The organism is Echinicola vietnamensis DSM 17526, from assembly GCF_000325705.1.
Taxonomy (GTDB): domain Bacteria; phylum Bacteroidota; class Bacteroidia; order Cytophagales; family Cyclobacteriaceae; genus Echinicola; species Echinicola vietnamensis.
In genome coordinates this window covers 351,716-373,719 of sequence record NC_019904.1, presented here as the reverse complement: position 1 = coordinate 373,719, position 22,004 = coordinate 351,716, and the positions used below count along the sequence as shown (strand labels likewise).

Genomic DNA, 22,004 nt, shown 5'->3' with positions numbered 1-22,004 from the left:
AATGACCCTTTTTTATGAGAAGATTTTTGCTTGTGCTGATGGTCAGTGCAATGAGCCTTCCTGTTTTTTGCCAATCCCCAAAAGGATCCGCATCGCTCTACAATGATTTAAGCGACAAGCTGAAGAAGGAGCAAATCATGAATGCCCTCCCGCTTTCATTGAAAATGTACCGGATTTATGTCCCTTATTTTTGGGATGCACATCATCGAGTGCTGAGTAAACGGCTGATAGAAGATGACTATGGCATAAAAGTCTTGGGCTTTTTGAAAGTCCTTATTTCTAAAGGCAATACGGAAATCAAGGAGATGCTTACCCCGCTGTACCTCTGGGGGAAGGTGCGGTATAGCACCGATTCTGTCCAGGTGAATGAAAATTTTTCGGATTTGGCCGAGTACCTGGAGGAAGGGACAGGGTTTGCAAATTCCAAAGCGGAGACCTATATGTTGATGACCCTGCAGGAGCTGGAACAGAAGCCTTTTGTTTCAAAGGAGCGGCAGCAGCAAGCGCTGGAAAAAGTCATTTCGAATCTGGAAGCCTGCGCGTGCTTGACATCCACGAAAATGGAAGAGGTCAACTGGAGCGAACGGGCTTGGAGTCGTTATTTGCTGGCTCAGGCTTATCATTACCGCTTCGAGCATTTTGATAAAAATCCCGAATATATGGCCTTGGCTGCCGAATATAGTCCGGATGTAAGGGATGTGATCGAAAAGCAGGCGTTTTTGCCAGATGCGTTGATGTTTACAGGGCAGATAGAGCTGTTGAAATACCGTATTGCCTATTGTTCTTGGTTGGATGAGGACGGAAACCATGAAGAAGCATTAGAGGAAATGGCGGCCATTGCCTTTGCCTATCCCTCGGAAGGCAATATGAAATTCCTGATCGACTATTATGCGAATTATGGCGGAGAGCAGGGCTTTCCAATCTTTTGGCAGGCTTATATCAACAGCAAAGGAACAGAAGTGCCCAACCTTAAACTTCGCTTTTCCAAGTACCATAAGGTTAATTTGAAAGAAAAAAGTAACAAATGGTTGATGTTTGACTTTTGGGGGGGCTGGTGTCCACCCTGTGTCAAGGAAATGCCCCAAGTACAGGCTTTTTACCATGAGAACCTCACAAGGGGCGGTGTGCCAAAGCTCATGTTCTACTCGCTATCTTTTATGTCGGAAGACCTTTCTCAGTTTATGGAGGAGAATGACTATACCTTCCCGGTTGAAGAAATTGATCGCGGGGCGTTGGAAGCATTTGGCGTGTCCAACTTCCCTACCAAGGTGCTGGTCACACCAGAGCGGAAATTTATCATTATCCCGCATGGGTTAGACTGGAAGTTGTATGTGGAAAATTACGTAATGCTGTAGGGGTTAGCCAAGAAATTAGGGGCGTTCAATGATTGGGCTTTGCCGCCTTTGGCCACGGATAGGATGCCCAAGTCATTGCAATCTGTGTTTCTCCAATTGATTCTGTGGCTTAGAATGAAGTGAATCTGCTAAGTGGCATAGTGGGAGTTGAACGATGGATTTCCTCTATCCGCACGAATGGGTTTTAGCGGGAAGTTGTGGGGGATAGTGAAGGCAATGCTGCTAAAACGCGAAACATTTGCTGGGCAAAATTACCATGGGCTTCACCCATGGCTATGAATGTGCCGCCCCCTTTGGGGCTGGCATTCGAGTTTACCTCATACACTATACCACGGATCAAGCAATATTTCTGAGGGCGATTTTCTTAAAAGGATGGCATTTATAAATGGACTGGATGAATTCAAGCTTTGCCGAGAAATCCTCTTCGTAGCCAAAGGCATGGGCATCGTAAATTTTTAAATTAGGATAAGCCGTGGATAAAAGATGTGAACGTAGATTTGCAATGCCTCAAGGATCCTATCCGTGTTTATCAGTGTTCATCCGTGGCCAAATTGCAATCAAAAGTAGCGAATAACATATTTCCCATCAAAACAGGCTAACCCCATCCTTTCTGCTTGATCCGTTAAAAAGATGGTTTTCCTCCATCCACACGAAAGGGTTTTAGCGGGAATTTATGGGGGATAGTGAAGGCAATGCTGCTAAAACGGGAAACATTTGCTGGGCAAAATCACCATGGGCTTCACCCGTGGCTAAGAATGTGCCGCCCCTTTGGGGCTGGCATTCGAGTTTACCTCATACACCATACCACGGATCAAGCAATATTTCTGAGGGCAGCTTTATTTAAAAGGATACTATTTCATTTATGAACTGGATGAATTCAAGTTTTGACGAAAGACCCACTTCGTAGCCAAAGGCATGGGCATCGTAAATTTTTAAATTAGGTTAAGCCGCGGATAAAAGATGTGAACATAGGTTTGCAATGCTCCAAGTATCCTATCCGTGTTTATCAGTGTTCATCCGTGACCAAATGGCAATCAAATGTAGCAAATAACATCTTTACCTCCCGAAAAATCCTTGTTCCCTAGAAATTTCGCTTGATTTCCTTTTAGCCCAAAAACGACAAAACCCCTTCAAATTTTCATCTGAAGGGGTTTCTAGTACCTTGGGCCGGAGTCGAACCGGCACGAGTGTTACCTCATTGGTGTTTGAGACCAACGCGTCTACCAATTCCGCCACCAAGGCTTGATAGTTTTTCACTATGCTTTTTTCCAGTTCCGTTCCGAACGGGATGCAAATATGAGCAAAGATTTATTGCTATGCAATATCTGAACCCTACTAATTTGAAATTTTTTATGGGGATAAAACGTCTTTCTTTCTAATCGTCTAGTGATCAAGGGGTTGTTTTTGGTGATTTTTTATTCCTCCTCACGGATAAAATTGATCACCACAGGACTGTCGTATTTTAATCCCAGCAAATCCCCTCCGTGACCATGGTTTATGCCGATTTCCAAAAAGTCCAGGCTGTTAAAAAGGGCAAAACAGTCACCGGGCTCCACGCTGTCATAGGAGGCATGAAATTCGGTCAGTACTTCCCGGCTAAATTCTAGGGTGAATTTTCCGGGGTTTAACTGGTTAAAGACACTTTTGGGAATATTGGTGATCAAATTGCCGTATCCGTCCATGCGCAGCACATGGCCGACGATTTGCTTTTTGGTGGCTTTGATCTGTCGGGGCATCATCTTTCGGATAGATTGCAGCGGTCCTCCAAAATCATGGATTGCTGCGCCGCTGGCTACTTTGGCCGCAATGGGCGCCAAGATGTCCTTGGCGGGGAAGGTGCTGTCCTTGATATGGATATCGGCAAATTTCACCACAATGCCTGGATCATAATCAGCCAGCATGCTGAGGACACCGTTATTGGGACCCACGAAGATATGTTCTTCCAGTTTAATGCCGATGTAGCCATCGGTCATGCTGCTGGTACTGTTAAGGGCTACCAAGTGAATGGTGCCTTTTGGGAATTCCTTATAGACAGACCTCAGGACAAAAGCCGCATGCGCAATGTCATAGGTTTCAATTTGGTGGGTGATGTCGACGATGTGCAGCTGCGGGTTGATGGATAACATCTTGGCTTTGACGGCAGGTACATAATAATCGCTATCCCCAAAATCTGACAGGAATGTTACTAAGGCCATAGAACGAAGTCAATTAAAATTTTGTACTTTTGTAAAGTATAAACAAAAATAGAAATTTTATTCTTGCAAGAATAATCTGACAACCCTAAATACACATTAACGGATTGGTAGAAAAGGTAATTACTTTAGAAAATATTCCGCTTTTGGATTTTCTTGGCACTGAGAATGAGAATATCCGCCAGATTGCTGCGGCATTTCCCAAAAGCAAAATTGTTTCGCGCGGAAATGAAATTCGCATCCAGGGCAGGGCTCCTGAGATTATCCGGATCAATGATGTGCTCAACATGCTCTTGCAGCATTTTAACAGGTTTGGTCAGGTCACCCCGGAAAATGTCAAGGAATACATTGAGCTGGAAGGGGTGCCTTTTGAGGAAGACCCAAAGAATGACATCATTGTTTACGGAAACAAGGGTTTGGCCATTAAGCCGAAATCCACTAATCAGCGGAAGCTGGTGGATGCTGCTTTTAAGAATGACCTGGTGTTTGCGCTCGGGCCTGCCGGGACCGGTAAGACTTACATTGCAGTGGCCTTAGCGGTGCGGGCATTGAAAAACAGAGAGGTCAAGCGGATCATCATCACCAGGCCTGCCGTAGAAGCTGGCGAAAACCTGGGCTTTTTGCCCGGTGATTTGCAGGAAAAGCTGGATCCTTACCTGCGGCCGATTTATGATGCCTTGGGCGATATGGTGCCGGCAGAGAAATTGAAATTTTATCAGGAAAACCGGGTGATCGAAATTGCTCCACTAGCCTACATGCGGGGCCGGACGCTGAATGATGCCTTTGTCCTGCTGGATGAAGCCCAAAACACCACCAGGGAGCAGATCAAGATGTTTTTGACCCGTATGGGGCCCAATTCAAAAGTGATCATCAATGGTGATCAAAGTCAGGTGGACCTGCCGTCCAAGCAAAAATCTGGCTTACGTGAAGCATTACGGGTGCTCAAGGATGTAAAGGGCATTGGCTTGGTCAATCTCAGCGGGAAAGATGTCATCCGACACAAACTGGTAAAATCCATTATTGAAGCATATGATCGGGACGATCAGCATAAGGAAGCGTTTAAAAATGAGCAAAATAACCGTCAGAAAGGTAACGGATAAGTCCACCCTGGACAAGGTGTTTGGCATTAGACAAGAAGTTTTTGTAGTTGGCCAGCAGGTACCGCCAGCAGAAGAATACGATGAATTCGAGGAGACGTCGATCCACTTTCTAGCCCTGCTGGATGATGTGCCCGCAGGAACGGCACGATGGCGATTTACCGATAAAGGCATCAAATTGGAGCGCTTTGCCGTCTTGGAAGAAGCACGGGGAAAAGGTGTGGGACAGGCATTGGTGAAGGCTACGTTGGAGGATATTGCCGCCAGTGAAGGGACGACTGGCCAATGCATCTATCTCCATGCCCAGCTGCATGCGGTTCCCCTGTATGCCAAGTTTGGTTTTGAAAAAGTAGGCGACATTTTTTCAGAATGTGACATCCTGCACTATAAAATGGAGCGATATTTGTGATAGGTTTATCATTATTTGTATTGCAAGTTAAATTTTACCAAGTTTTTGTTATTAGTACCAATTATTAGAATTAATTACGTTATGAAAAAGCTATTACTTATTGTTCTCTTTTCAGGCATGATGATGGGGGCTTATGCCCAAACCGATTACAACCCCAACGAAATCAAATTGAACATTTTAAATACCATCGTTCAAGGCTCTGTAGAAATCGGTTATGAGCGGTTTGTGGACAGTGACCAATCGATTGGTGTGGAATACCTGATCAATGACCGTTTTGGCTATAATGGTCAGGGGGACGGAAAAAAATACAATACGAGCAGTTTGTTGCTTTCGTACAATTTTTACTTCCTGAACAACGATCCAGAGCAGGGCAATATCTATGTTTACCCGTTCTTTAAGTACCGTTTTGGTGATTTTACCGAACCTGCTGACGGAGGTGGGGTTTTGGTTACTGACATGAACAGCGGCATGATCGGGATTGGCGCAGGATACAAATGGGTGCAGCGTGACAAATTTGCGATTGCTCCTTACGTAAACATTGCCAGGGGCTTTAGCGAAGAGGTGAATGACAGGTTTGCAGCCGTGGAAGTAAATGCTGGTGTGAGCATCGGATATCGATTTTAATTGGCAGCATCCTAACTAAACGTTTTTACAAAAAAAAGGCTTTCTCAAAGGGAAGCCTTTTTTTGTTACTTGCTTTTTATCGGATTTTTATTAGTTTATAAGTTGATCTTTTTCAATTCTTTATGAGGTTTAATGAATTCCCTTTTTTGAGATACGTCCTGTTTTTTGCCGCGGGAATATGGTGCTATATGGTTTTGGGGAGTAGGGTTCCGGATGAGGTGCTTTGGGGGGCGATGGCAGCGGTCCTGTTACTGTATTTGATTTTTGCGGTTCTTAATGGGAAGAACAAGCGTTTTACCTTCCGGAGCTTGTTTCCCTTTCTGGCTTACCTGCTGCTGGTGATGTCCGGTTATGCTTTTAGCAGCCTAAAAGATGCAAATAACCAAGCAGATCACCTTCTGCGTCACTCCAAAATTCAGGGCTATATGGGGGAAGTGCTGGGAGTGGATGAGCAAAAGACCAGTACGTTTGGGAATGAACTGGCGGTTAGGTATGTGTGGACCGATGAAGGCTATGAAAAGGCCCACGGGAAGGTATTGGTCTATCATCGGTTGGAAACTCCCTTGCGGCCGGGTGAAGTGGTCTGGGTGGAAGGTGCGCCGCAGCGGGTCGCTCCACCCAAAAACCCGAATGGATTTGATTACCGGGAATTTATGGCGCGAAAGCAAGTTTACCATCAGCATTTTGTCGGGAAAGCACTGACGAGGTTGGGAACGGTGGATAGGCTTTCAGTCGCCGAGCCGTTGCTATTGTTGCGGGAAAGGTTAGGGCTTTTGTTGGAAAGGACTTTTGGGGACGATCATGCGGTAGAAGTTGGCAAAGCCCTCCTGCTTGGACAAAAGGCCAATTTGGGCGAAGCGGTGAGTGAAGCGTATGTCACCGCAGGAGCCATGCATGTGTTGGCCGTTTCTGGCTTACATGTGGGCATTATCTATGGTTTTTTCCTGCTGTTTTTTAAACCGGCCCAGCTTCCACGGATGAAGCGGATCGTATACTTGGGCCTCGTGGTGCTGCTGATATGGGTCTATGCATTGCTGACCGGGATGTCACCTTCCGTGATGCGGGCAGCGACGATGTTTACGGTGCTTTCATTGGCACAAATGCAATCCAGAAGCCCTTCTGTTTTCAATACATTGGCGATTTCGGCATTGTTGCTGATGCTGTTCAATCCCTATATTATTTTTGAAGTGGGTTTTCAGCTTTCCTATGCAGCGATGTTTGGGATTCTGGTCCTGCAGCCGGCCATTGTGTCCATTTGGCTGCCCCAAAATAAAGTGATGTATTACCTCTGGGAAATCACTTCGGTCAGCATCGCGGCACAAGTGGCGACTTTCCCCTTGTCCGTGTATTACTTTCACGTCTTTCCCAACTATTTTTTATTATCCAATTTGTGGGTCATCCCTTGTGCCTTTATGGTGATGGCCGTCGGGTTGCCGTTTTTGCTGCTGTCCATGATCGGCTGGGCATGGTGGCCTTTGGGCCGGTTGTTGGAGCTTTTGCTACAGCTGATGAATGGGGGTGTTTTTTTATTCGATGCCCTTCCATTTGCCCAAACGGAAGGCCTTTACCTGAACGTGATCACCGTGTTTGCCATGTGGGGCTTGGTGGTGTGCCTTTACTTGTGGCTGAAGGAACGAAAAAAGGCCTATGCCTATGGAGCGCTAGTCGTCGTGATGGGCCTCATCGGGACGAGTTGGTGGACCCGCTTTGCCGCTCCTTCACAGCAGGAATTATATGTTTATAGCTTGGGAGAAGGTGTCGCGGTGGACTATCATTCTTCCAGGCTATCAGGCAGCTTTCAATACGGAGTCGCTGAAAAAGACCTTCATTACCAAGTGGATCCCCACAGACTGGCCACGAATATGCAAGGAGACTTTCCGTTGAAATTTACCCAAGAAGGTAGCAAAACACGGGTTTACCTGCCCAATGGTTGCTTGGTGACGGCACGTGAAGGAAAAATATGGCTAAGCGCAAATACAGGTGTCTCGGCTGCTTATTTCGACGGCGACGGGTGGGTGCAAACGCCAGAGGAGATGAGGTGGTCCACCAAAAACGGGGCCTTAAGACTTATTTTCGAGTGAGTGAATTGATTTTTTTGGAAGAACAGCTTGCACGCCCTATCTTCATTTAACCAACGCCCCAAACTATGGAAGAGCATGTGAAATTTGAACAAAAAGGCCGGATAGGCTATGTGATCTTGTCGCGGCCAGAAAAGCGAAATGCGCTGAATGCGGCCATGGTCAGTGGCCTCCAAGCGGCACTGGATAGGTGCGAGGCCATAGAAACGGTAAAGGTGGTCATCATCAAAGCAGAAGGGAAGGTGTTCTGCTCGGGGGCTGACTTGCAAGATATCGAGCGGATGCAGGACAATACCTTTGACGAGAATTTAGCGGATAGTGAGGGGCTCAAGAAGCTGTTTTTACGACTGTATACTTTCCCTAAGGTGGTCATTGCCCAAGTGCAGGGCCATGCCTTGGCGGGGGGCTGTGGCTTAGTGTCGGTGTGTGATTTTGCGTATGCCGTGCCCACGGCCAAACTCGGCTACACAGAAGTGCGGATCGGCTTTGTGCCGGCCATGGTTTTGGTGTTTTTGGTGAGGAAATTGGGCGAAGGAAAGGCCAAGGAGCTTTTGCTCACAGGGGAATTGCTGGTAGCGCCTGCCGCCAAGGAAATAGGGTTGATTCAGGAGGTGTTTGAACCAGCGGCGTTGGATGGAGCGGTGCAGGAGATTGCGGAGCGCCTTATCAGCCAAAACTCCGGAGAGTCCATGGCCCTGACCAAAAAGATGATCGCGGCAGTTCAGGATCTGCCCTTGGAGGAGGCGTTGGAGTATGCGGCAAGGATGAATGCAAAAGCCCGTGAGACGGAGGATTGCAAGCGGGGAATAGCGGCATTTTTGGGGAAGAAAAAAATCGAATGGTAAGTTGAAAACGAAGGCGCTTTCGGTATTAAAAAAGGTGTTTGGGTATGATGATTTCAGGCCCATGCAGTTGGATATTGTCCTCTCGGTAGCAGCTGGCAAGGATACCTTGGCGCTATTGCCTACCGGTGGAGGAAAATCCATTTGCTTCCAAGTGCCGGCGCTGATGCAAGAAGGCATCTGTGTGGTGGTGAGCCCTTTGATTGCATTGATGAAAGATCAGGTGGACAATTTGCGGAAGCGGGGCGTATTGGCCACGGCCATTTATTCGGGGATGCGGAAGCGGGAAATCGATACCACGCTGGACAATTGCATTTATGGGAACTATAAGTTTTTGTACGTCTCTCCAGAGCGCTTGAAATCGGATCTTTTTATCGAGCGGTTTAAGCGGATGAAGGTCAATATGGTGGCGATCGATGAGGCGCACTGCATATCCCAGTGGGGCTATGATTTCAGGCCGCCATATTTGGAAATCGCTGCTTTGCGGGAATACCACCCGGACACTCCTTTTATCGCCCTTACAGCCTCAGCGACCCTACAGGTGAAGCAAGATATTTTGGAGAAGTTGGCATTACGTGATCCGGCGGTTTTTGTGAAGTCTTTTGCCCGTAAAAACCTGTCATATGCCGTCAGGAAAGCGGAGAATAAGTTGGAAAAAGCCATCGAAATCCTACAAAAGGTGGGCGGGTCAGCCATTGTTTATGTGCGAAGCAGAAAGGCTACCAAAGAGCTGGCTCAGGCGCTTTACCGATTGGGGATTTCTGCGACCTTTTACCACGCCGGCCTGGACAAACAATTGCGCGAGCAGCGCCAGATGGAGTGGAAAAATAATAAGGTAAGGGTAATGGTGGCCACCAATGCCTTTGGAATGGGAATCGATAAGCCAGATGTGCGGGTGGTCATCCATGTGGACCTTCCGGAAAACCTTGAAAATTACTATCAGGAAGCAGGACGGGCTGGCCGGGACGAATGGAAGGCTTTTGCGGTGTTGCTGTATCAAGACAAAGACCTGGAGGTACTGGTGGAGCGCGCAGAGCAATCCTATCCTCCCATTGACTTTATCAAGCGCGTATACCAAAGCCTGGCCAATTATTACCGCATTGCCGTGGGCAGTAGCTTGATGGTCAGTTATGATTTTGACATCATTGCGTTTACCAATACCTATCACCTGGATTTACTGATGACCTATAATGCCCTGAAGATCCTTCAGGAAGAAGCATTGGTGGAGTTGAGTGAAGGGTATTATAGTCCCAGTACCTTTCATTTTCTGATTGGACAAAGCCGGCTGTACGAATACCAGATTGCCCATGCGGCCTTGGATCCAGTGATCAAAGTGCTGCTGAGGATGTATGGTGGAGAGCTCTTTTCCGAGTATTTGAAAATCAGGGAAGATAAGCTCGCCACTGTGCTCAACATTCCGGAACGAGAGGTTGTCAAGCTGCTGGAGCGGATGGATAATTTGGACATTGCTGCCTACAACAAGAAAAAAGACCAGCCACAGGTGACCTTTCTGACCCACCGGTATGATGCGGGACGCCTTCCGCTAAATACCAAAAGGATTGCGGAGCGAAGGGATACCAGCGTGGAAAAAGCCAAGGCGATGGTGGCTTATGTGACCAATACCACCATGTGCCGTACCCGGCAGCTCTTGGCATATTTCGGGGAAGTGTCAGACACTTCTTGTGGTGTATGCGATGTTTGTCTGGAAAAGAAGAAAGCGGCCAACGCTCCAAATTACCAAGAAGAGGTCCGTGAGAAGCTTTTGCAAACTTTAGCGGATGGAGATGCGTTTACCTATCAGGACCTTCTGGCCAAAGCCAATCTGTCCAGTACGGATCCCTATGCCACCAAGCTCTTGAGGGTCATGGAAGATGAAGGCGAAATCGTCAGCTTGGCTGATGGCAGGATAAAAATCAAGAATGAATGAAGTTTGTAGATGAGATTTTGAAAAGGCTGTTTTCGGATAAGAATACGGCCATGACACATAAGGAGAATTTTGTACAGGAAGAAGGAGAAGTGGAGGCACTGTTGCAGTGGATGGATTCGGTGGACGGAAAAGAGGTTTTTGAACTGATTTATAACAACTATCACCTTCAAAAAAGTGGACAGGAAACCACGCCGGAGCTGCAGGTTTTTAGGTCTCCATATGCCAATGGAATAGCGATTTCGTACGATTTACCGCTAAATTCCAAAACTTTTTCCCGACTTTTCTTTGCTTTTGGCCAGCGAATTGTAGATTTAGGGTATGAAAGGGTGAGTTTGGACCGGACCATTCAAGAGAAAGCTTCCGGGGTAAACACCATCGAAAAACAATACCTAAAGCCCAAAGCAACCTTCTCGGCAGCACGTACCGACCAACTTTTTGGGAATGTTGCTATCGAAAAAGTGTCGGTAAATCACAAGCCTCAGATGATCAAGATTTTGGTGACCGTCTATTCGGATAGACTTTATACCAAGGCGCGTTCATTTGATTCCTTTATAGAAGCAATATTTAATCCGCAGTAATCATCCTATGAATAGAGAAGAATTAGCAAAAGCACTGAAAAGTTATCGGACACCATTTGAAGAGGAGCAGTTGTTTGTTCAGCAATTTATCGAGCTGACCGATGATCCATTGGCCTTTCATCGGGATCGAAAAGAAGGACATTTTACTGCATCTGCTTGGATTGTCAATAAAACACGGACCCACGCCCTGCTTACCCATCATCGGAAGTTGAATCGCTGGCTACAGCTCGGCGGCCATGCTGACGGCAACGAGAACCTGCTGGAGGTGGCCATGAACGAAGCCCGTGAAGAGAGTGGCCTGATTTCGCTTAAGCTGGTGGATCGAGGGATTTTTGATATTGACAAGCACATCATTCCTGCCAATGCCAAAGACCCGCAGCATTTTCACTACGATGTACGGTTCTTGATCGAGGCAGCCATGGATGAGCCGCTGACCATCAGTGAAGAGAGCAAGGACTTGGCTTGGGTAAAATATGAAACCATTCCAGACGTGGTCAAGGCCAACGATTCCATATTGAGAATGCTGGAGAAGACCAGCAAATCTGAAGTGGTGTGTTAGCATCCTTATCTTGCGAAATCCGTGAATGGGAAATGGGGCAGGAAAGCCTTAAAGTCGTCCAAGCTTTTCTTTTTTACCCATGATGATTGTCTTTCTGTCAAAGATCGGATTAATAAGCTGTCAAATTGCCTATAATTCGTATCTTTGTCTGAAAAATTACCAAAAGTGAAAAAGCTATTTATTCTTCCTTTAATGGCCGTGCTGCTATGGAGTTGCTCCCCCTCTGAGCAGGAATTATACGATGCCGGCATAAAGGAAATGAGATTGGAGAAATTTAATGAGGCGATTACCTATTTTGACCGGGTGATCGAACAAAATCCAGACCATACAGAAGCCCATAATGCCAAAGGAGTAGCATTTTTTGAACAGGGAAAATGGGATGAGGCCATCAAGCATTTTAAGGTGGCCATGGAGAAAGATTCTACTTCTTACAAACCTTATTTAAATCTCGGAAATGCTTACTTGGAGAAGAAAGCGTTTAAGGATGCTGTGATCAATTATAATATGGCCAGCTCCTTGGATCCCAACCAGACAGATATCTATTATAACCGTGGGTTGGCACTATTGGGGATGGAAGCCTATGAAGATGCGATCTTGGATTTTGACAATGCCCTTCAAGTGGACCCGAATCAGGCCTTGGTGCATTTTAACCGTGCAAAAGCCCTGATAGGGAATAATAATCCACTGGAGGCAATCAATGCCCTGAAGCGGTCTGTGGCCATCGACAATACCAACGGGGCTGCTTTTTACCTGCTGGGGGTTACGGAGATGAGTGCCTTGAGTGAAAAAGAGGAAGGGTGCATGCACCTTAAGACCGCACTTGGCTTAGGCTATGCGGATGCTAAAGAATGGATCGATGAATTTTGTGATACCGAATCGGAATCTTAATGACTACAATCGGAAAGGACATCAAGAAGGCCAAAGCACTTTTGGAAAAGGGTGAGCTGGTAGGGATTCCTACGGAGACCGTTTATGGATTGGCTGGAAATGCCTTGGATGCAGCAGCAGTAAGTAAAATCTTCGAAACCAAAAATCGGCCGAGTTTTGATCCGCTGATTGTGCATACTGGCAGTATCGAACAGATCAGCGCGTACACGACCGGCATTCCGGAAGAGCTGGAAGTGCTTGCCGATGCCTTCTGGCCAGGGCCGTTGACCTTGCTCCTTCCGAAAAAAAGTATTGTGCCCGACCTGGTGACCAGTGGACTGGATCAGGTGGCCGTGCGGGTTCCCAGTCATCCCTTGACCCGTGAGTTGCTGTTGTCGTTGGATTTTCCACTGGCCGCACCAAGTGCCAATCCTTTTGGCTATATTAGCCCTACCTGTGCCAGCCACGTGGTGGATCAGTTGGAAGGAAAGATCGATTATGTGTTGGATGGCGGTAATTGTGAAGTGGGCTTGGAGAGTACGATAGTGGGCGTGGAAGAAGGGCAGATTACCATCTACCGTTTGGGAGGAATTGAGGTGGCAGATATCAAAAAAGTAGTGGGAAATGTGCTGATTTTGCCACAGTCCAGCAGCAATCCAAAGTCTCCCGGAATGCTCAAGAGCCACTATGCACCCCGCATTCCCTTTATCGTAGGGGACCTGGAGCAGCTGGTGCCGCATTATTTGGAAAAGAATGAGCGGTTTGGCGTGCTGAGCTTTACCAAAACGTTTGAGGGCGTCCCTGCTGAGCATCAGCGGGTGTTGAGTGCAGCAGGAGATTTTAAGGAAGCCGCACAGCAGTTGTTTGCCGCGATGCGTTATTTGGATAAGCAGGATGTAAGTGTGATCTTGTCAGGAGAAATGCCCGAAAGAGGACTTGGAAAAGCGGTGAACGACCGATTGAGAAGGGCCGCGGCACGATAGTCAAGAGGCTGTGACCAAAATGAAAGGTATAGAGAAATTGGCTTTTAGGCCCTTGAGAGACTGTCTCAAAAGTTCTCGTCATTGCGATCCTATGGATATCGGAAGAAGCAATCTCGTCATACGTGCAATGAAAGCACATCGAGATCACTTCACTTCGTTCGTGATGACGGATTATTTATTTATGAGACAGCATCTTTCTTTTAAAGAATTTAAAGAAATAAATCATATAAAACCTATTTAACCATGAACAGTAGGATAAAATCTGTTGACAACCTTAGTTTTGAAGGTAAAAGAGCGTTGGTACGGGTAGACTTTAACGTGCCCTTGAACGCTAATTTTGAAGTTACTGATGACACGCGAATCCAAGCCGCTTTGCCGACCATTAACAAGATCTTGAATGATGGGGGAGCGGTCATTTTGATGTCTCACTTGGGCCGGCCAAAAGGAGGTCCCGATGAAAAATTTTCATTAAAGCATATCCTGCTGGATTTGGAGAAAGCACTGGATCGTCCGGTGAAGTTTGCTCCGGACTGCATTGGTGAAGAAGCCGTGCAAGTAGCAGCAGCTCTGAAAGGAGGAGAAGTCTTGCTTTTGGAAAACCTTCGTTTTTATGATGAAGAAACAAAAGGTGATGCTGGGTTTGCCAAAAAACTTGCGGCAATGGGTGATATTTACGTGAACGATGCCTTTGGTACCGCGCACCGTGCCCATGCTTCTACCGCCATTGTGGCTGAAAACTTTAACGATAAAGTGTGTGGCTACTTGATGCTTTCCGAACTTGAAAATGCTGATAAAGTTCTTGGTAATCCTGTAAGGCCATTGACGGCGATTATGGGCGGAGCCAAAATTTCTGATAAGATCTTGATCATCGAAAAACTTCTTGACAAGGTGGATAACCTGATCATTGGCGGAGGCATGTCCTATACCTTTGCCAAGGCCAAAGGCGGAAGCATCGGGGATTCCTTATTGGAAGCCGACAAGATGGACCTCACCAAGGAGCTGGAAGCAAAGGCCAAAGCCAATGGCGTAAACCTTTACCTGCCCGTGGACAATATCACTTCCAAGGAATTTGCCAATGATGCCGAGCAAGGAAAAGCCAAAAGTGGCGAAATTCCTGACGGCTGGATGGGATTGGACATCGGAGAGGAAACAAGGAAGATTTTTGCAGATGTGATCAAAAACTCCAAAACCATCCTTTGGAACGGTCCAATGGGCGTTTTTGAGATGGAAAGCTTTGACAAAGGTACCAAAGCAGTAGCCGAAGCAGTGGTGGCAGCGACGAAAGAAGGTGCCTTCAGCTTGATCGGTGGAGGGGATTCTGCCGCCGCGGTAAACAAGTTTGGCTTTGGCGAAGAAGTATCCTTTGTATCCACTGGTGGCGGTGCGCTACTTGAATACATGGAAGGAAAAGAATTGCCAGGTGTGAAGGCGCTAGAGCCTTGATCACTTTATTTTGATATGAATCCAAAAAGCTACTTCGTATGAGGTAGCTTTTTTTTTGATCCGGATGGGCTTCAGGCCTTATCCCTGATCAAACAGAAAAGATCGGAGTAGCCTATTTCGATGGCTTTATCATCCTTTCCGTTAATATCTTACCTCCACCGGTACCACACCGGCACGGATCATGTCCAGTTGTCGGGCGGCCTTTTTGGAAACGTCGATGATGCGTCCTCGGACAAACGGCCCCCGGTCGTTGATGCGGACCTTGACGGTTTTGCCATTGCGCAGGTTTTTGACTTTTACCACCGTCCCGAAGGGCAATGATCGGTGGGCTGCGGTCATTTTTCCTGAGCGGTAGCGTTCTCCACTTGCCGTTTTGCGGCCATTGAACTTGTCGGCATAATAACTGGCCTGGCCCTTTTCCACGCGACTGGATGCGGACCTTGTAGCCGCACATGAGCTAAACAGGAACAACAGAATGCTCCAAAGCAATACTTGTTTCTTCATATAGGAATTGTGCTACTGGTGAAAGTATGAGGAAAACATAATTGACCGGTAAAGGTTAAACCCGGTTTAAATGAAATTTACCCTTCGGTTTTACCAACAGCCAATTTTACAACCTTCCAACCTTCCAACTTTCCAACCTTCCAACTTTCAAACCTGTTACCTAACGAAGATCCATTCATTTTCCTTGCTCTGGGGTTCAGAAAATTCATAGCCTTCCCGGTTAAATAGCTTCAACTGAGCCGGATCGGTGATTTTGTTTTTGATGATATAATCCGCCATCATGCCCCTGGCCTGCTTCGCAAAAATGCCGATGACCTTGTATTTGCCTTCCCGGTACTCCTTGAAGTTGACATGGATCAAGGGGGATTTGAGGGCTTTTTTGTCCACGGCTTTGGCGTATTCCTGGGAGGCCAAATTGATCACTGGCTGACCGTCTGCGGCCTTGTTGATGGCCTTGGAGATTTTGGTTCCCCAGTATTCGTAGAGGTTTTTGCCCTTTTTATTCTCCAGCCCAATGCCCATTTCCAGGCGGTAAGGCTGAATCAGGTCCATGGGCTTGAGGAGCCCATAAAGTCCGGAAAGGATGCGCAGATGGTCTTGGGCAAAGGCCAGGTCCTCTTCCGAATAATCGTCCACTTCCATGCTGCGGTACACATCCCCCTTGAAGGCCAAAAGGGCCTGCTTGGCATTTTCAGTGGTAAAGTCCTTGCTGAAATGATGGTATCTTTCTTCGTTTAGCTCGGCGATATTATCACTGACTTTCATCAGTTGCTTGATGTCACCGGCGGACTTTTTCTTCATGATGCTGACCAAGGCCTTGATGTCGGTTTTAAAATCCGGCTGCGTGGCCAGCGAAATGTCTGTAGTACTCATGTCCAGCGTCTTTGCTGGAGAAATCAATGCGATCATATTTATTCTATTACAACAATAGCTTTTTTAATGGTTTGCTCCACTCCTTGAGCATTGCTTTTTAACTTAATTACCACCGGATAGGTTCCGACAGGGACTTTTTTGTCATTGACTTTTCCGTCCCAAGGACAGAAGGGAGCATTTTCCGGGATGTTTTCTTGGATGCAGTGAAAGATCAGCTCGCCCCAGCGATTGTAGATCAACACAGAAATCTCATCGACGAAGTCATTGACATACACCACGAAATTCCGCTCTGGATCACCGGGGATGATGGCGTCCGGCGTGGTGACCTTCAGCCCACAATCCTCTATTACCTCAAAGGTAACGGCAAAGGAGCACGCTGCCGCATCGGTAACGATCAAGGTGTAGTCGCCCTCCTCTGTCGGAGTGAAGGTAGGATCGGTGCTCATCAGTTGGTCTTCTCGCCACCATTCGTAGGCCGTCCAGTTGCCTTCAGGTTCCAAGGTTTCCGTGACGCCTTCCGCGGCACAGATGGTGTAGCTTTCGGCCAGTTGCGGCGGTTCGGCATCGGAGTTGAGCACGGTGATTTCGTCGGAGCCCACGGTGCATTCCTGGCCATTGGTGGAATTGATCAGCTGCACTTGGTATTGCCCTGCTTGGGTGACCGTTATGGTGGAAGAACCGTCAAATTCGGGCATCCTGATGTTAATGCCGTTTTGGTCTGTCCTGAACCAGGCCACTGCTATATTGGCGGATGCTGGTGCTTCAAAATCAGCTCGGATAGTTCCCTCCGGATTGTCAGAACAAATGCCCGCCTCCAAGGTCAGCTCCACGGGGACATTGCGGACGATGACCGGGACATCAAATTCTATCCACGGTGCGGGGCAGCCTGTGCCCGTCTTGGGCTGTACATCCAAGGTGTAGGCGCCTTCGCGCGTAGGCGTAAAGATCCTTTCCCGACCGATGATTTCCCCTTGCGGAAAAGTCCTCCAAAGGTAAACATAATCAGCTTCATCAAATCCCGGTGCAATCACCGCCTCATACCGCAGTCCCGTTTCACAATCATAAAAAGGACCTTCCAGCTCATAGTCCACTTGGCCCGTCAAGGTCAGGTCCATTTCCCGGGTCCGAGGGCAGTCCACCCCGTTCGGATCTTCTCCCCGAACCAAGTAAAGGCCTTCTTGGTCCAGCGGGTACAGGCCGTTGGGCTGCGGCGTGATTTCTGCACCGTCAGGCGCCGTGATGGTGTAGTCGATCACATCTGCGTTTTCCGGCTCAAAGAAGAAAATCTCACATGCCAACGGCGCAGATGGAACGCTGAAGCTGACCAGGGCTTTTTCCTGTATTTCGTACGTCTGGGGAGCTGCTACCGCACAGCCGTCCGGCGTGGAAATCTCAATGGCATAGGTGCCGTGTGGAACGGCCAAGGGCATATCAGCCGTAGAACCGGTAAACTGTTGTCCGTCTTCCTCTCGGGTGATGGTGTAATTGGCTTCAGTGATCGTCCCATCCGCCGGGAAGGTGATCAGAATATTGCCGTCCAGTATGCCGTCATTGGTACAGCGTTCTGCGGATGTCACAATGCTGTAGTCATCCAGCCCATCCGGCGGGCTGGTATTTTCGATGCTGACGGTTTCGGTGTAGGTACAGCCTTCATTTTCGGCGGTGATGGTGTAGACTCCCGGGGGCAGGTCTTCGAAGGGACCGATGGTTTCACCCTCGGCCACATTTGAAAATTCCTGGTCTATTTCTTCGATCGTTACGGTCTCTGCATCCGCAAGCATGGTGAATTCAAAGCTCCCACTGGGATTGTCACATTCGCTGGTGGGAGTGATCACATTGATGGTGAATTCCGGCAACGGATCCACTACCAGCGTGGCCCTTTTTTCTACGATACAGCCCTCTAGGATCGGGTCGACAGCCCGGAAGATAATGTCATAGGTGCCGGGAGCCGGCAATTCTTCCACGGCTACTTCCCATTCATAGCCTTCGCCCAAAACAGTGGGATCTTCCGTGGAGCCCTGCAGCTGATAGGACCACTCGCCGGAAACGGGCGTGTCCGGGGCAAAATTGATGTAATTTTCTTCGTAACAGGATGATTCGGCATCTTGATTCAGTTCAAAATCAAACGCCGGTCCCACAAAGACCGATGAAGATGCCGAACAGGCTTGAAATGCGGGGTCCTCTTCCTCGCTGTTTGCCAGTACGACGCTGACCGTATAGATGCTTTCTTCGGTCACTTCGATCGAATTGGTATTGCCCAGGATTTCGCCAGCCGCATTGGTCCACTCGAACAGGTAAAGCCCTTCGGCAGGATCGTAATCGTCAATGGCCGTCAAGGTAATGGGGCTGCCACTACAAAGGGTAATGTCATCGGTGAGGGTCAAAGGTGGCGGGCCGATCACTTCGACGGTAAGCTCCCCATTGTAATAATCCGGATTGCCACAGCGCTCGACATCCAAGGTGACCTGATACACACCGGCAGAGTCAAACTCATATTCCAGGATTTGAAACTCATCGCCAGGACCGGAAGTGGTGAATACCGTTTGGTCTTCGCTGTCCAGGATGGTCCAAGTATACGTGTCAATGTCCGGCTCCCCGCCTCCTTCAAATTCTCCCAATGCAATGCCATCTTGCAAACAAAGGCTTTCAGGGCCTGCGATTTCCGGGTCGGGGATATTGCTGCCGCTGTTTTGGGCATAGGCAGGGAGGCCCAGGTTACTGGTGCCGCCAGTGGTCGACACGGCTTGCTGTTGGCTGTAGTTGGAGTTGTTGCAGTCTGCCCCAGGATTGATCGTGCCGATATTGGTGGCGCCGGGGATGGCTACGTAAATTTGGCCGTTGGGTCCCATTTGGACGGCACCGAAGTTGGTGCCTGCGCTGTTGGCGAGTACATTGACGTTGTCTTGGATGCATTGCTCCAGTGCGGCTTGGTCGGCGGCATTTTCGAAGCAGGTAGGGCAATTGTTGCCGCCACCATCATCATCGTCGTCGTCCTCCGGAGCTTGGATCTGGTATTCTTCCAGTCCTTTTCCATTTTGGTAGGAAACAAAGATCTTATTGCTGTCTCCGCCAAATTCCAGCCCGTAGACCTCATCCTCGCAGCCCAGGTCAATGGTGGCATATTCACTCAGTTCACCCGTTTCCTCATCAAAGTCAAGGACATCCACAAAGCTACAGCCATTTTCGTCCACGATGGTCACGGCCACCTTTTCCCCGTCGGGGCTGAATTTCATCGTGCCTGCCGAGTTGCTGAAACTGTGGTTGGTGCCCACATCGCTGGTTACCGGCTGGCCAATGCCTTGGGAAGTAGCGGGATAGGCGCGAAAGGTGTTGTTGCCGACTTCGTGAAACATCACCCAAGTCGTGTCGCCGGAGGCAATGGCCGCAGATTGCTCCGTGCCGGGGCTAAAGAGGAAGTTGTCACCGCTGACCACACTGCCCACACCGTTTTGGTTTTCCCCTTTGATGTCTACCAAAGAGAATTTGGTGGTGGAGTTGCCGCCTTCCGATTGGGTGGTGAAGAGGTAGTAAAGGGTTTGTTCCTGAGGGACTTTGACGGCAATGACACTCTGTGCGGAGGTATTGTCGCCACCGATATTTTCCCCGTCCTGCATGGGATTGCCGTTGAGGTCCCAAACGGTTTGTCCATCGGTATAGAAAAGCACGTCTCCGGCTTGATCAGAGATGGTCGTCGTACCCTCCGGAATGCTCCAGCCCGGATGGCCGTCGGGGACTTCCACAGGCCGGGGAGACGGCGCGTCCGGGTCGTCAGGATCTGGGTTAAAATCGAGCCCGGCATTGTTCCCAAAATACCACACGTTATTCGTTTGGTCGTCGACTTTTTCGTTGGCCACGGGGTCCCACATTTTGACTGTGGTCTCGGCATATACATAGCAGGAAGAGCCCTGCTCCCGTGCCAGTACCCAATAGGTGCCAGGATCACATACCTCATTGGCCCCTTCCGGGATCCATCCTTCTTCCTTTTTGTTTGACCAGAAATATTCGTAGCTGGAACCGCCATTTTGGCCGCCACCGCTACCGCCGCCGGGAATTCCGGGAATTCCGCCGCCGCCGCCACCTCCGCCACCGGAGCCGCCTTGGCCTTCTTCACCTGAGCTGACCTCCAGCATTTCGTTGAGGTCGATGCAGGTCATACACGTGGTGGTGTCCGAAGGGGTGAAGCTTGCTTGCAGGTTGTTTTCCTGAAAGGTGATGGACTGGGAGGCCGTTTGGGTGCTTCCGTCCGCGAGTGTTACCGTTAAGGTGACGTTGATGTTTTGTTCGCTGGTCGCATCTGCTGGCAAGAGCAAATGTTCCTCTGTCAGGTCCAGTTCGATTTCCTCCCCGTCTTGGTCGGTAGGGGGTGGGCTGAGCTCCCATTCATAAGATTCCACGGCAATATTGGGCGGCGTGAGCTGGGACGTGAGCTGCAGCGGATTGTTCATGCAGGGCATTTGTGGGGAGTAGGTAAAATCCACGGAAACGTCAATGTCCGCATTCGGGGCGAAGCTAGGAAAGGTGCTGCCGCAGAAATCCGTGCCGTCAAAGGGATTGTCGTCCACCGTCAGCTCTTCCAGTACGGTATGGTCCGGGTTTTCGACCGTGCCCACATAAAAGGCATCATCATCTTCCTCTTGGTAGATGTAGTACAATTGGCCGTCAGGTCCTACTTTAATGTCGTGGATTTGGCGGATAGTGCTTCCAGAGGGACTGGTAATCGGCACCACTTGCGGATCGGCATCCAGCGTGTCCACAGGGATCCGGAGCAATTGGTCATCCTTAGAATAATAGAAATAATCGCCATCAGGGGCAAGTCCCGTTCCACCATAATTTTCAGATGCATCACCTGTGGATTGATCCAGTGGTCGAGGATTCGCAAAATTCCCGGTACTGGTGTCAAAGTCCATCAGGACAATGGGGTCAACCGCATTTTCGGGGATCAGGGCCAAGGTGCCCGAATTTTCATCAAAAGCAATTTTTTCTGGCGTAAAGCCGAGGGCCGCATTGCCCGTTTCATTGAATACCCCTTCCGTATCGGTAATTTCCCTGGAGAGCAATTGCCCGTTTTCGTAGCTGATCAGGTAGCTGGGCGAACTGGGCGTTTTGACCACGGCAATGGCACCCGCGGCGGTGCCAAACTGGATGTCCTTATCCGTAATTTCTCCACGAGGAGGTTCATTGCCAGTAGCCTGTCCCGGGGCATTCATGTCAACTACGGCATATTGAAGTTGATCAGAAGTGCTGAGGTAAAAAATATAGTAGGTTTTTTCACCTTCAATATCAAAATTTAGAGATGAAATTGCTACAGTTTGATTTCCATTAATGTCCCCGTTAATACCAGGAGACATTCCTTCTAATGGCCCATTATCACCGTCGTAAACTAATTCTCCATTCGTATAAAAAATGGGTTCCCCCGTCAGCGGGTCAATGGCTATGGCGTTGTTGTCTTGGCCGACCACCACTGTTCCCGGCAGGGTGTTGACGTTTGGGTTGTCTCCTTTACCAAAAGAAATATAATTATTTTCCGTGTTTGGCCCACAGTAACCAAAGATCCATTCGTTATCATTGTAACCTTGCCCATGGACATGTACTGAAAAGCGCAGGCACAGGAATAACGGCAAAAAAAGATAAATGAATCTTAAATTTATGTCAAAAGGAGTCCTTTTCATATAT

16 protein-coding genes and 1 tRNA gene are annotated in these 22,004 nt (G+C 48.4%); 12 read left to right on the top strand and 5 right to left on the bottom strand.

The window, feature by feature from the left end:
- Nucleotides 1-14: 14 nt before the first annotated feature.
- Nucleotides 15-1,355 carry a TlpA family protein disulfide reductase gene (locus ECHVI_RS01720; protein ID WP_015264207.1) on the top strand — a complete coding sequence of 447 codons (1,341 nt, stop codon included), beginning with the start codon at nucleotides 15-17 and terminating at the stop codon, nucleotides 1,353-1,355.
- 1,158 nt (nucleotides 1,356-2,513) lie between these two features.
- Here the strand turns inward: ECHVI_RS01720 and ECHVI_RS01715 are convergent.
- A tRNA-Leu gene (locus tag ECHVI_RS01715) sits at nucleotides 2,514-2,597 on the bottom strand.
- A 173-nt stretch (nucleotides 2,598-2,770) separates the two neighbouring features.
- Entirely contained in the window at nucleotides 2,771-3,550 is a 780-nt protein-coding gene (locus ECHVI_RS01710; RefSeq protein WP_015264206.1) for an SAM hydrolase/SAM-dependent halogenase family protein, read from the bottom strand.
- Nucleotides 3,551-3,654: 104 nt separating this feature from the next.
- On the opposite strand from ECHVI_RS01710, the gene ECHVI_RS01705 reads away from it, so the two are divergent.
- The 11 genes from ECHVI_RS01705 to ECHVI_RS01655 all read left to right on the top strand — a co-directional run bounded on the left by ECHVI_RS01705 (nucleotide 3,655) and on the right by ECHVI_RS01655 (nucleotide 14,954).
- The gene (locus tag ECHVI_RS01705) at nucleotides 3,655-4,647 is read left to right on the top strand and encodes a PhoH family protein (protein WP_015264205.1); all 993 of its coding nucleotides are present in this window, start codon (nucleotides 3,655-3,657) and stop codon (nucleotides 4,645-4,647) included.
- The gene (locus ECHVI_RS01700) at nucleotides 4,613-5,053 is read left to right on the top strand and encodes a GNAT family N-acetyltransferase (protein WP_015264204.1); all 441 of its coding nucleotides are present in this window, start codon (nucleotides 4,613-4,615) and stop codon (nucleotides 5,051-5,053) included. The genes ECHVI_RS01705 and ECHVI_RS01700 overlap by 35 nt, the downstream gene beginning before the upstream one ends.
- Nucleotides 5,054-5,134: 81 nt before the next feature.
- Nucleotides 5,135-5,677 carry a hypothetical protein gene (locus tag ECHVI_RS01695; protein WP_015264203.1) on the top strand — a complete coding sequence of 181 codons (543 nt, stop codon included), beginning with the start codon at nucleotides 5,135-5,137 and terminating at the stop codon, nucleotides 5,675-5,677.
- Nucleotides 5,678-5,823: 146 nt separating this feature from the next.
- A complete protein-coding gene (locus ECHVI_RS01690; RefSeq protein ID WP_169316415.1) occupies nucleotides 5,824-7,758 on the top strand; it encodes a ComEC/Rec2 family competence protein in 1,935 nt (644 codons plus the stop codon).
- Nucleotides 7,759-7,823: 65 nt separating this feature from the next.
- Nucleotides 7,824-8,600, top strand: coding sequence for an enoyl-CoA hydratase/isomerase family protein (locus ECHVI_RS01685; RefSeq protein ID WP_015264201.1), 777 nt, complete (start codon nucleotides 7,824-7,826; stop codon nucleotides 8,598-8,600).
- A 1-nt stretch (nucleotide 8,601) separates the two neighbouring features.
- A complete protein-coding gene (locus tag ECHVI_RS01680) occupies nucleotides 8,602-10,524 on the top strand; it encodes a RecQ family ATP-dependent DNA helicase (RefSeq protein ID WP_015264200.1) in 1,923 nt (640 codons plus the stop codon).
- Nucleotides 10,521-11,102 carry a hypothetical protein gene (locus ECHVI_RS01675; RefSeq protein WP_015264199.1) on the top strand — a complete coding sequence of 194 codons (582 nt, stop codon included), beginning with the start codon at nucleotides 10,521-10,523 and terminating at the stop codon, nucleotides 11,100-11,102. Before ECHVI_RS01680 ends, ECHVI_RS01675 begins: the two co-directional genes overlap by 4 nt.
- A gap of 7 nt (nucleotides 11,103-11,109) precedes the next feature.
- Nucleotides 11,110-11,661: an NUDIX hydrolase gene (locus ECHVI_RS01670; protein WP_015264198.1), complete on the top strand. Its 552-nt coding sequence runs from the start codon at nucleotides 11,110-11,112 to the stop codon at nucleotides 11,659-11,661.
- Nucleotides 11,662-11,853: 192 nt separating this feature from the next.
- The gene (locus ECHVI_RS01665) at nucleotides 11,854-12,549 is read left to right on the top strand and encodes a tetratricopeptide repeat protein (protein WP_015264197.1); all 696 of its coding nucleotides are present in this window, start codon (nucleotides 11,854-11,856) and stop codon (nucleotides 12,547-12,549) included.
- A complete protein-coding gene (locus tag ECHVI_RS01660; protein WP_015264196.1) occupies nucleotides 12,549-13,511 on the top strand; it encodes an L-threonylcarbamoyladenylate synthase in 963 nt (320 codons plus the stop codon). The genes ECHVI_RS01665 and ECHVI_RS01660 overlap by 1 nt, the downstream gene beginning before the upstream one ends.
- Before the next feature lie 243 nt (nucleotides 13,512-13,754).
- Nucleotides 13,755-14,954 carry a phosphoglycerate kinase gene (locus ECHVI_RS01655; protein WP_015264195.1) on the top strand — a complete coding sequence of 400 codons (1,200 nt, stop codon included), beginning with the start codon at nucleotides 13,755-13,757 and terminating at the stop codon, nucleotides 14,952-14,954.
- A 141-nt stretch (nucleotides 14,955-15,095) separates the two neighbouring features.
- Here the strand turns inward: ECHVI_RS01655 and ECHVI_RS01650 are convergent, their stop codons facing one another.
- The 3 genes from ECHVI_RS01650 to ECHVI_RS01640 all read right to left on the bottom strand — a co-directional run bounded on the left by ECHVI_RS01650 (nucleotide 15,096) and on the right by ECHVI_RS01640 (nucleotide 22,000).
- A complete protein-coding gene (locus tag ECHVI_RS01650) occupies nucleotides 15,096-15,458 on the bottom strand; it encodes a septal ring lytic transglycosylase RlpA family protein (RefSeq protein ID WP_015264194.1) in 363 nt (120 codons plus the stop codon).
- A 156-nt stretch (nucleotides 15,459-15,614) separates the two neighbouring features.
- Nucleotides 15,615-16,367 carry a peroxide stress protein YaaA gene (yaaA, locus tag ECHVI_RS01645; RefSeq protein WP_015264193.1) on the bottom strand — a complete coding sequence of 251 codons (753 nt, stop codon included), beginning with the start codon at nucleotides 16,365-16,367 and terminating at the stop codon, nucleotides 15,615-15,617.
- Nucleotides 16,368-16,369: 2 nt separating this feature from the next.
- A complete protein-coding gene (locus ECHVI_RS01640; RefSeq protein ID WP_015264192.1) occupies nucleotides 16,370-22,000 on the bottom strand; it encodes a T9SS type B sorting domain-containing protein in 5,631 nt (1,876 codons plus the stop codon).
- Between the last annotated feature and the right edge of the window lie 4 nt (nucleotides 22,001-22,004).

What these genes read in the sequence shown, in the direction of transcription:
- ECHVI_RS01720 (WP_015264207.1), top strand. Translation starts at nt 15, where the DNA reads ATGAGAAGATTTTTGCTTGTGCTGATGGTCAGTGCAATGAGCCTTCCT.
- ECHVI_RS01710 (WP_015264206.1), bottom strand. Translation starts at nt 3,550, where the DNA reads ATGGCCTTAGTAACATTCCTGTCAGATTTTGGGGATAGCGATTATTAT.
- ECHVI_RS01700 (WP_015264204.1), top strand. Translation starts at nt 4,613, where the DNA reads ATGAGCAAAATAACCGTCAGAAAGGTAACGGATAAGTCCACCCTGGAC.
- ECHVI_RS01695 (WP_015264203.1), top strand. Translation starts at nt 5,135, where the DNA reads ATGAAAAAGCTATTACTTATTGTTCTCTTTTCAGGCATGATGATGGGG.
- ECHVI_RS01685 (WP_015264201.1), top strand. Translation starts at nt 7,824, where the DNA reads ATGGAAGAGCATGTGAAATTTGAACAAAAAGGCCGGATAGGCTATGTG.
- ECHVI_RS01675 (WP_015264199.1), top strand. Translation starts at nt 10,521, where the DNA reads ATGAAGTTTGTAGATGAGATTTTGAAAAGGCTGTTTTCGGATAAGAAT.
- ECHVI_RS01670 (WP_015264198.1), top strand. Translation starts at nt 11,110, where the DNA reads ATGAATAGAGAAGAATTAGCAAAAGCACTGAAAAGTTATCGGACACCA.
- ECHVI_RS01665 (WP_015264197.1), top strand. Translation starts at nt 11,854, where the DNA reads ATGGCCGTGCTGCTATGGAGTTGCTCCCCCTCTGAGCAGGAATTATAC.
- ECHVI_RS01660 (WP_015264196.1), top strand. Translation starts at nt 12,549, where the DNA reads ATGACTACAATCGGAAAGGACATCAAGAAGGCCAAAGCACTTTTGGAA.
- ECHVI_RS01655 (WP_015264195.1), top strand. Translation starts at nt 13,755, where the DNA reads ATGAACAGTAGGATAAAATCTGTTGACAACCTTAGTTTTGAAGGTAAA.
- ECHVI_RS01650 (WP_015264194.1), bottom strand. Translation starts at nt 15,458, where the DNA reads ATGAAGAAACAAGTATTGCTTTGGAGCATTCTGTTGTTCCTGTTTAGC.
- yaaA (WP_015264193.1), bottom strand. Translation starts at nt 16,367, where the DNA reads ATGATCGCATTGATTTCTCCAGCAAAGACGCTGGACATGAGTACTACA.
- ECHVI_RS01640 (WP_015264192.1), bottom strand. Translation starts at nt 22,000, where the DNA reads ATGAAAAGGACTCCTTTTGACATAAATTTAAGATTCATTTATCTTTTT.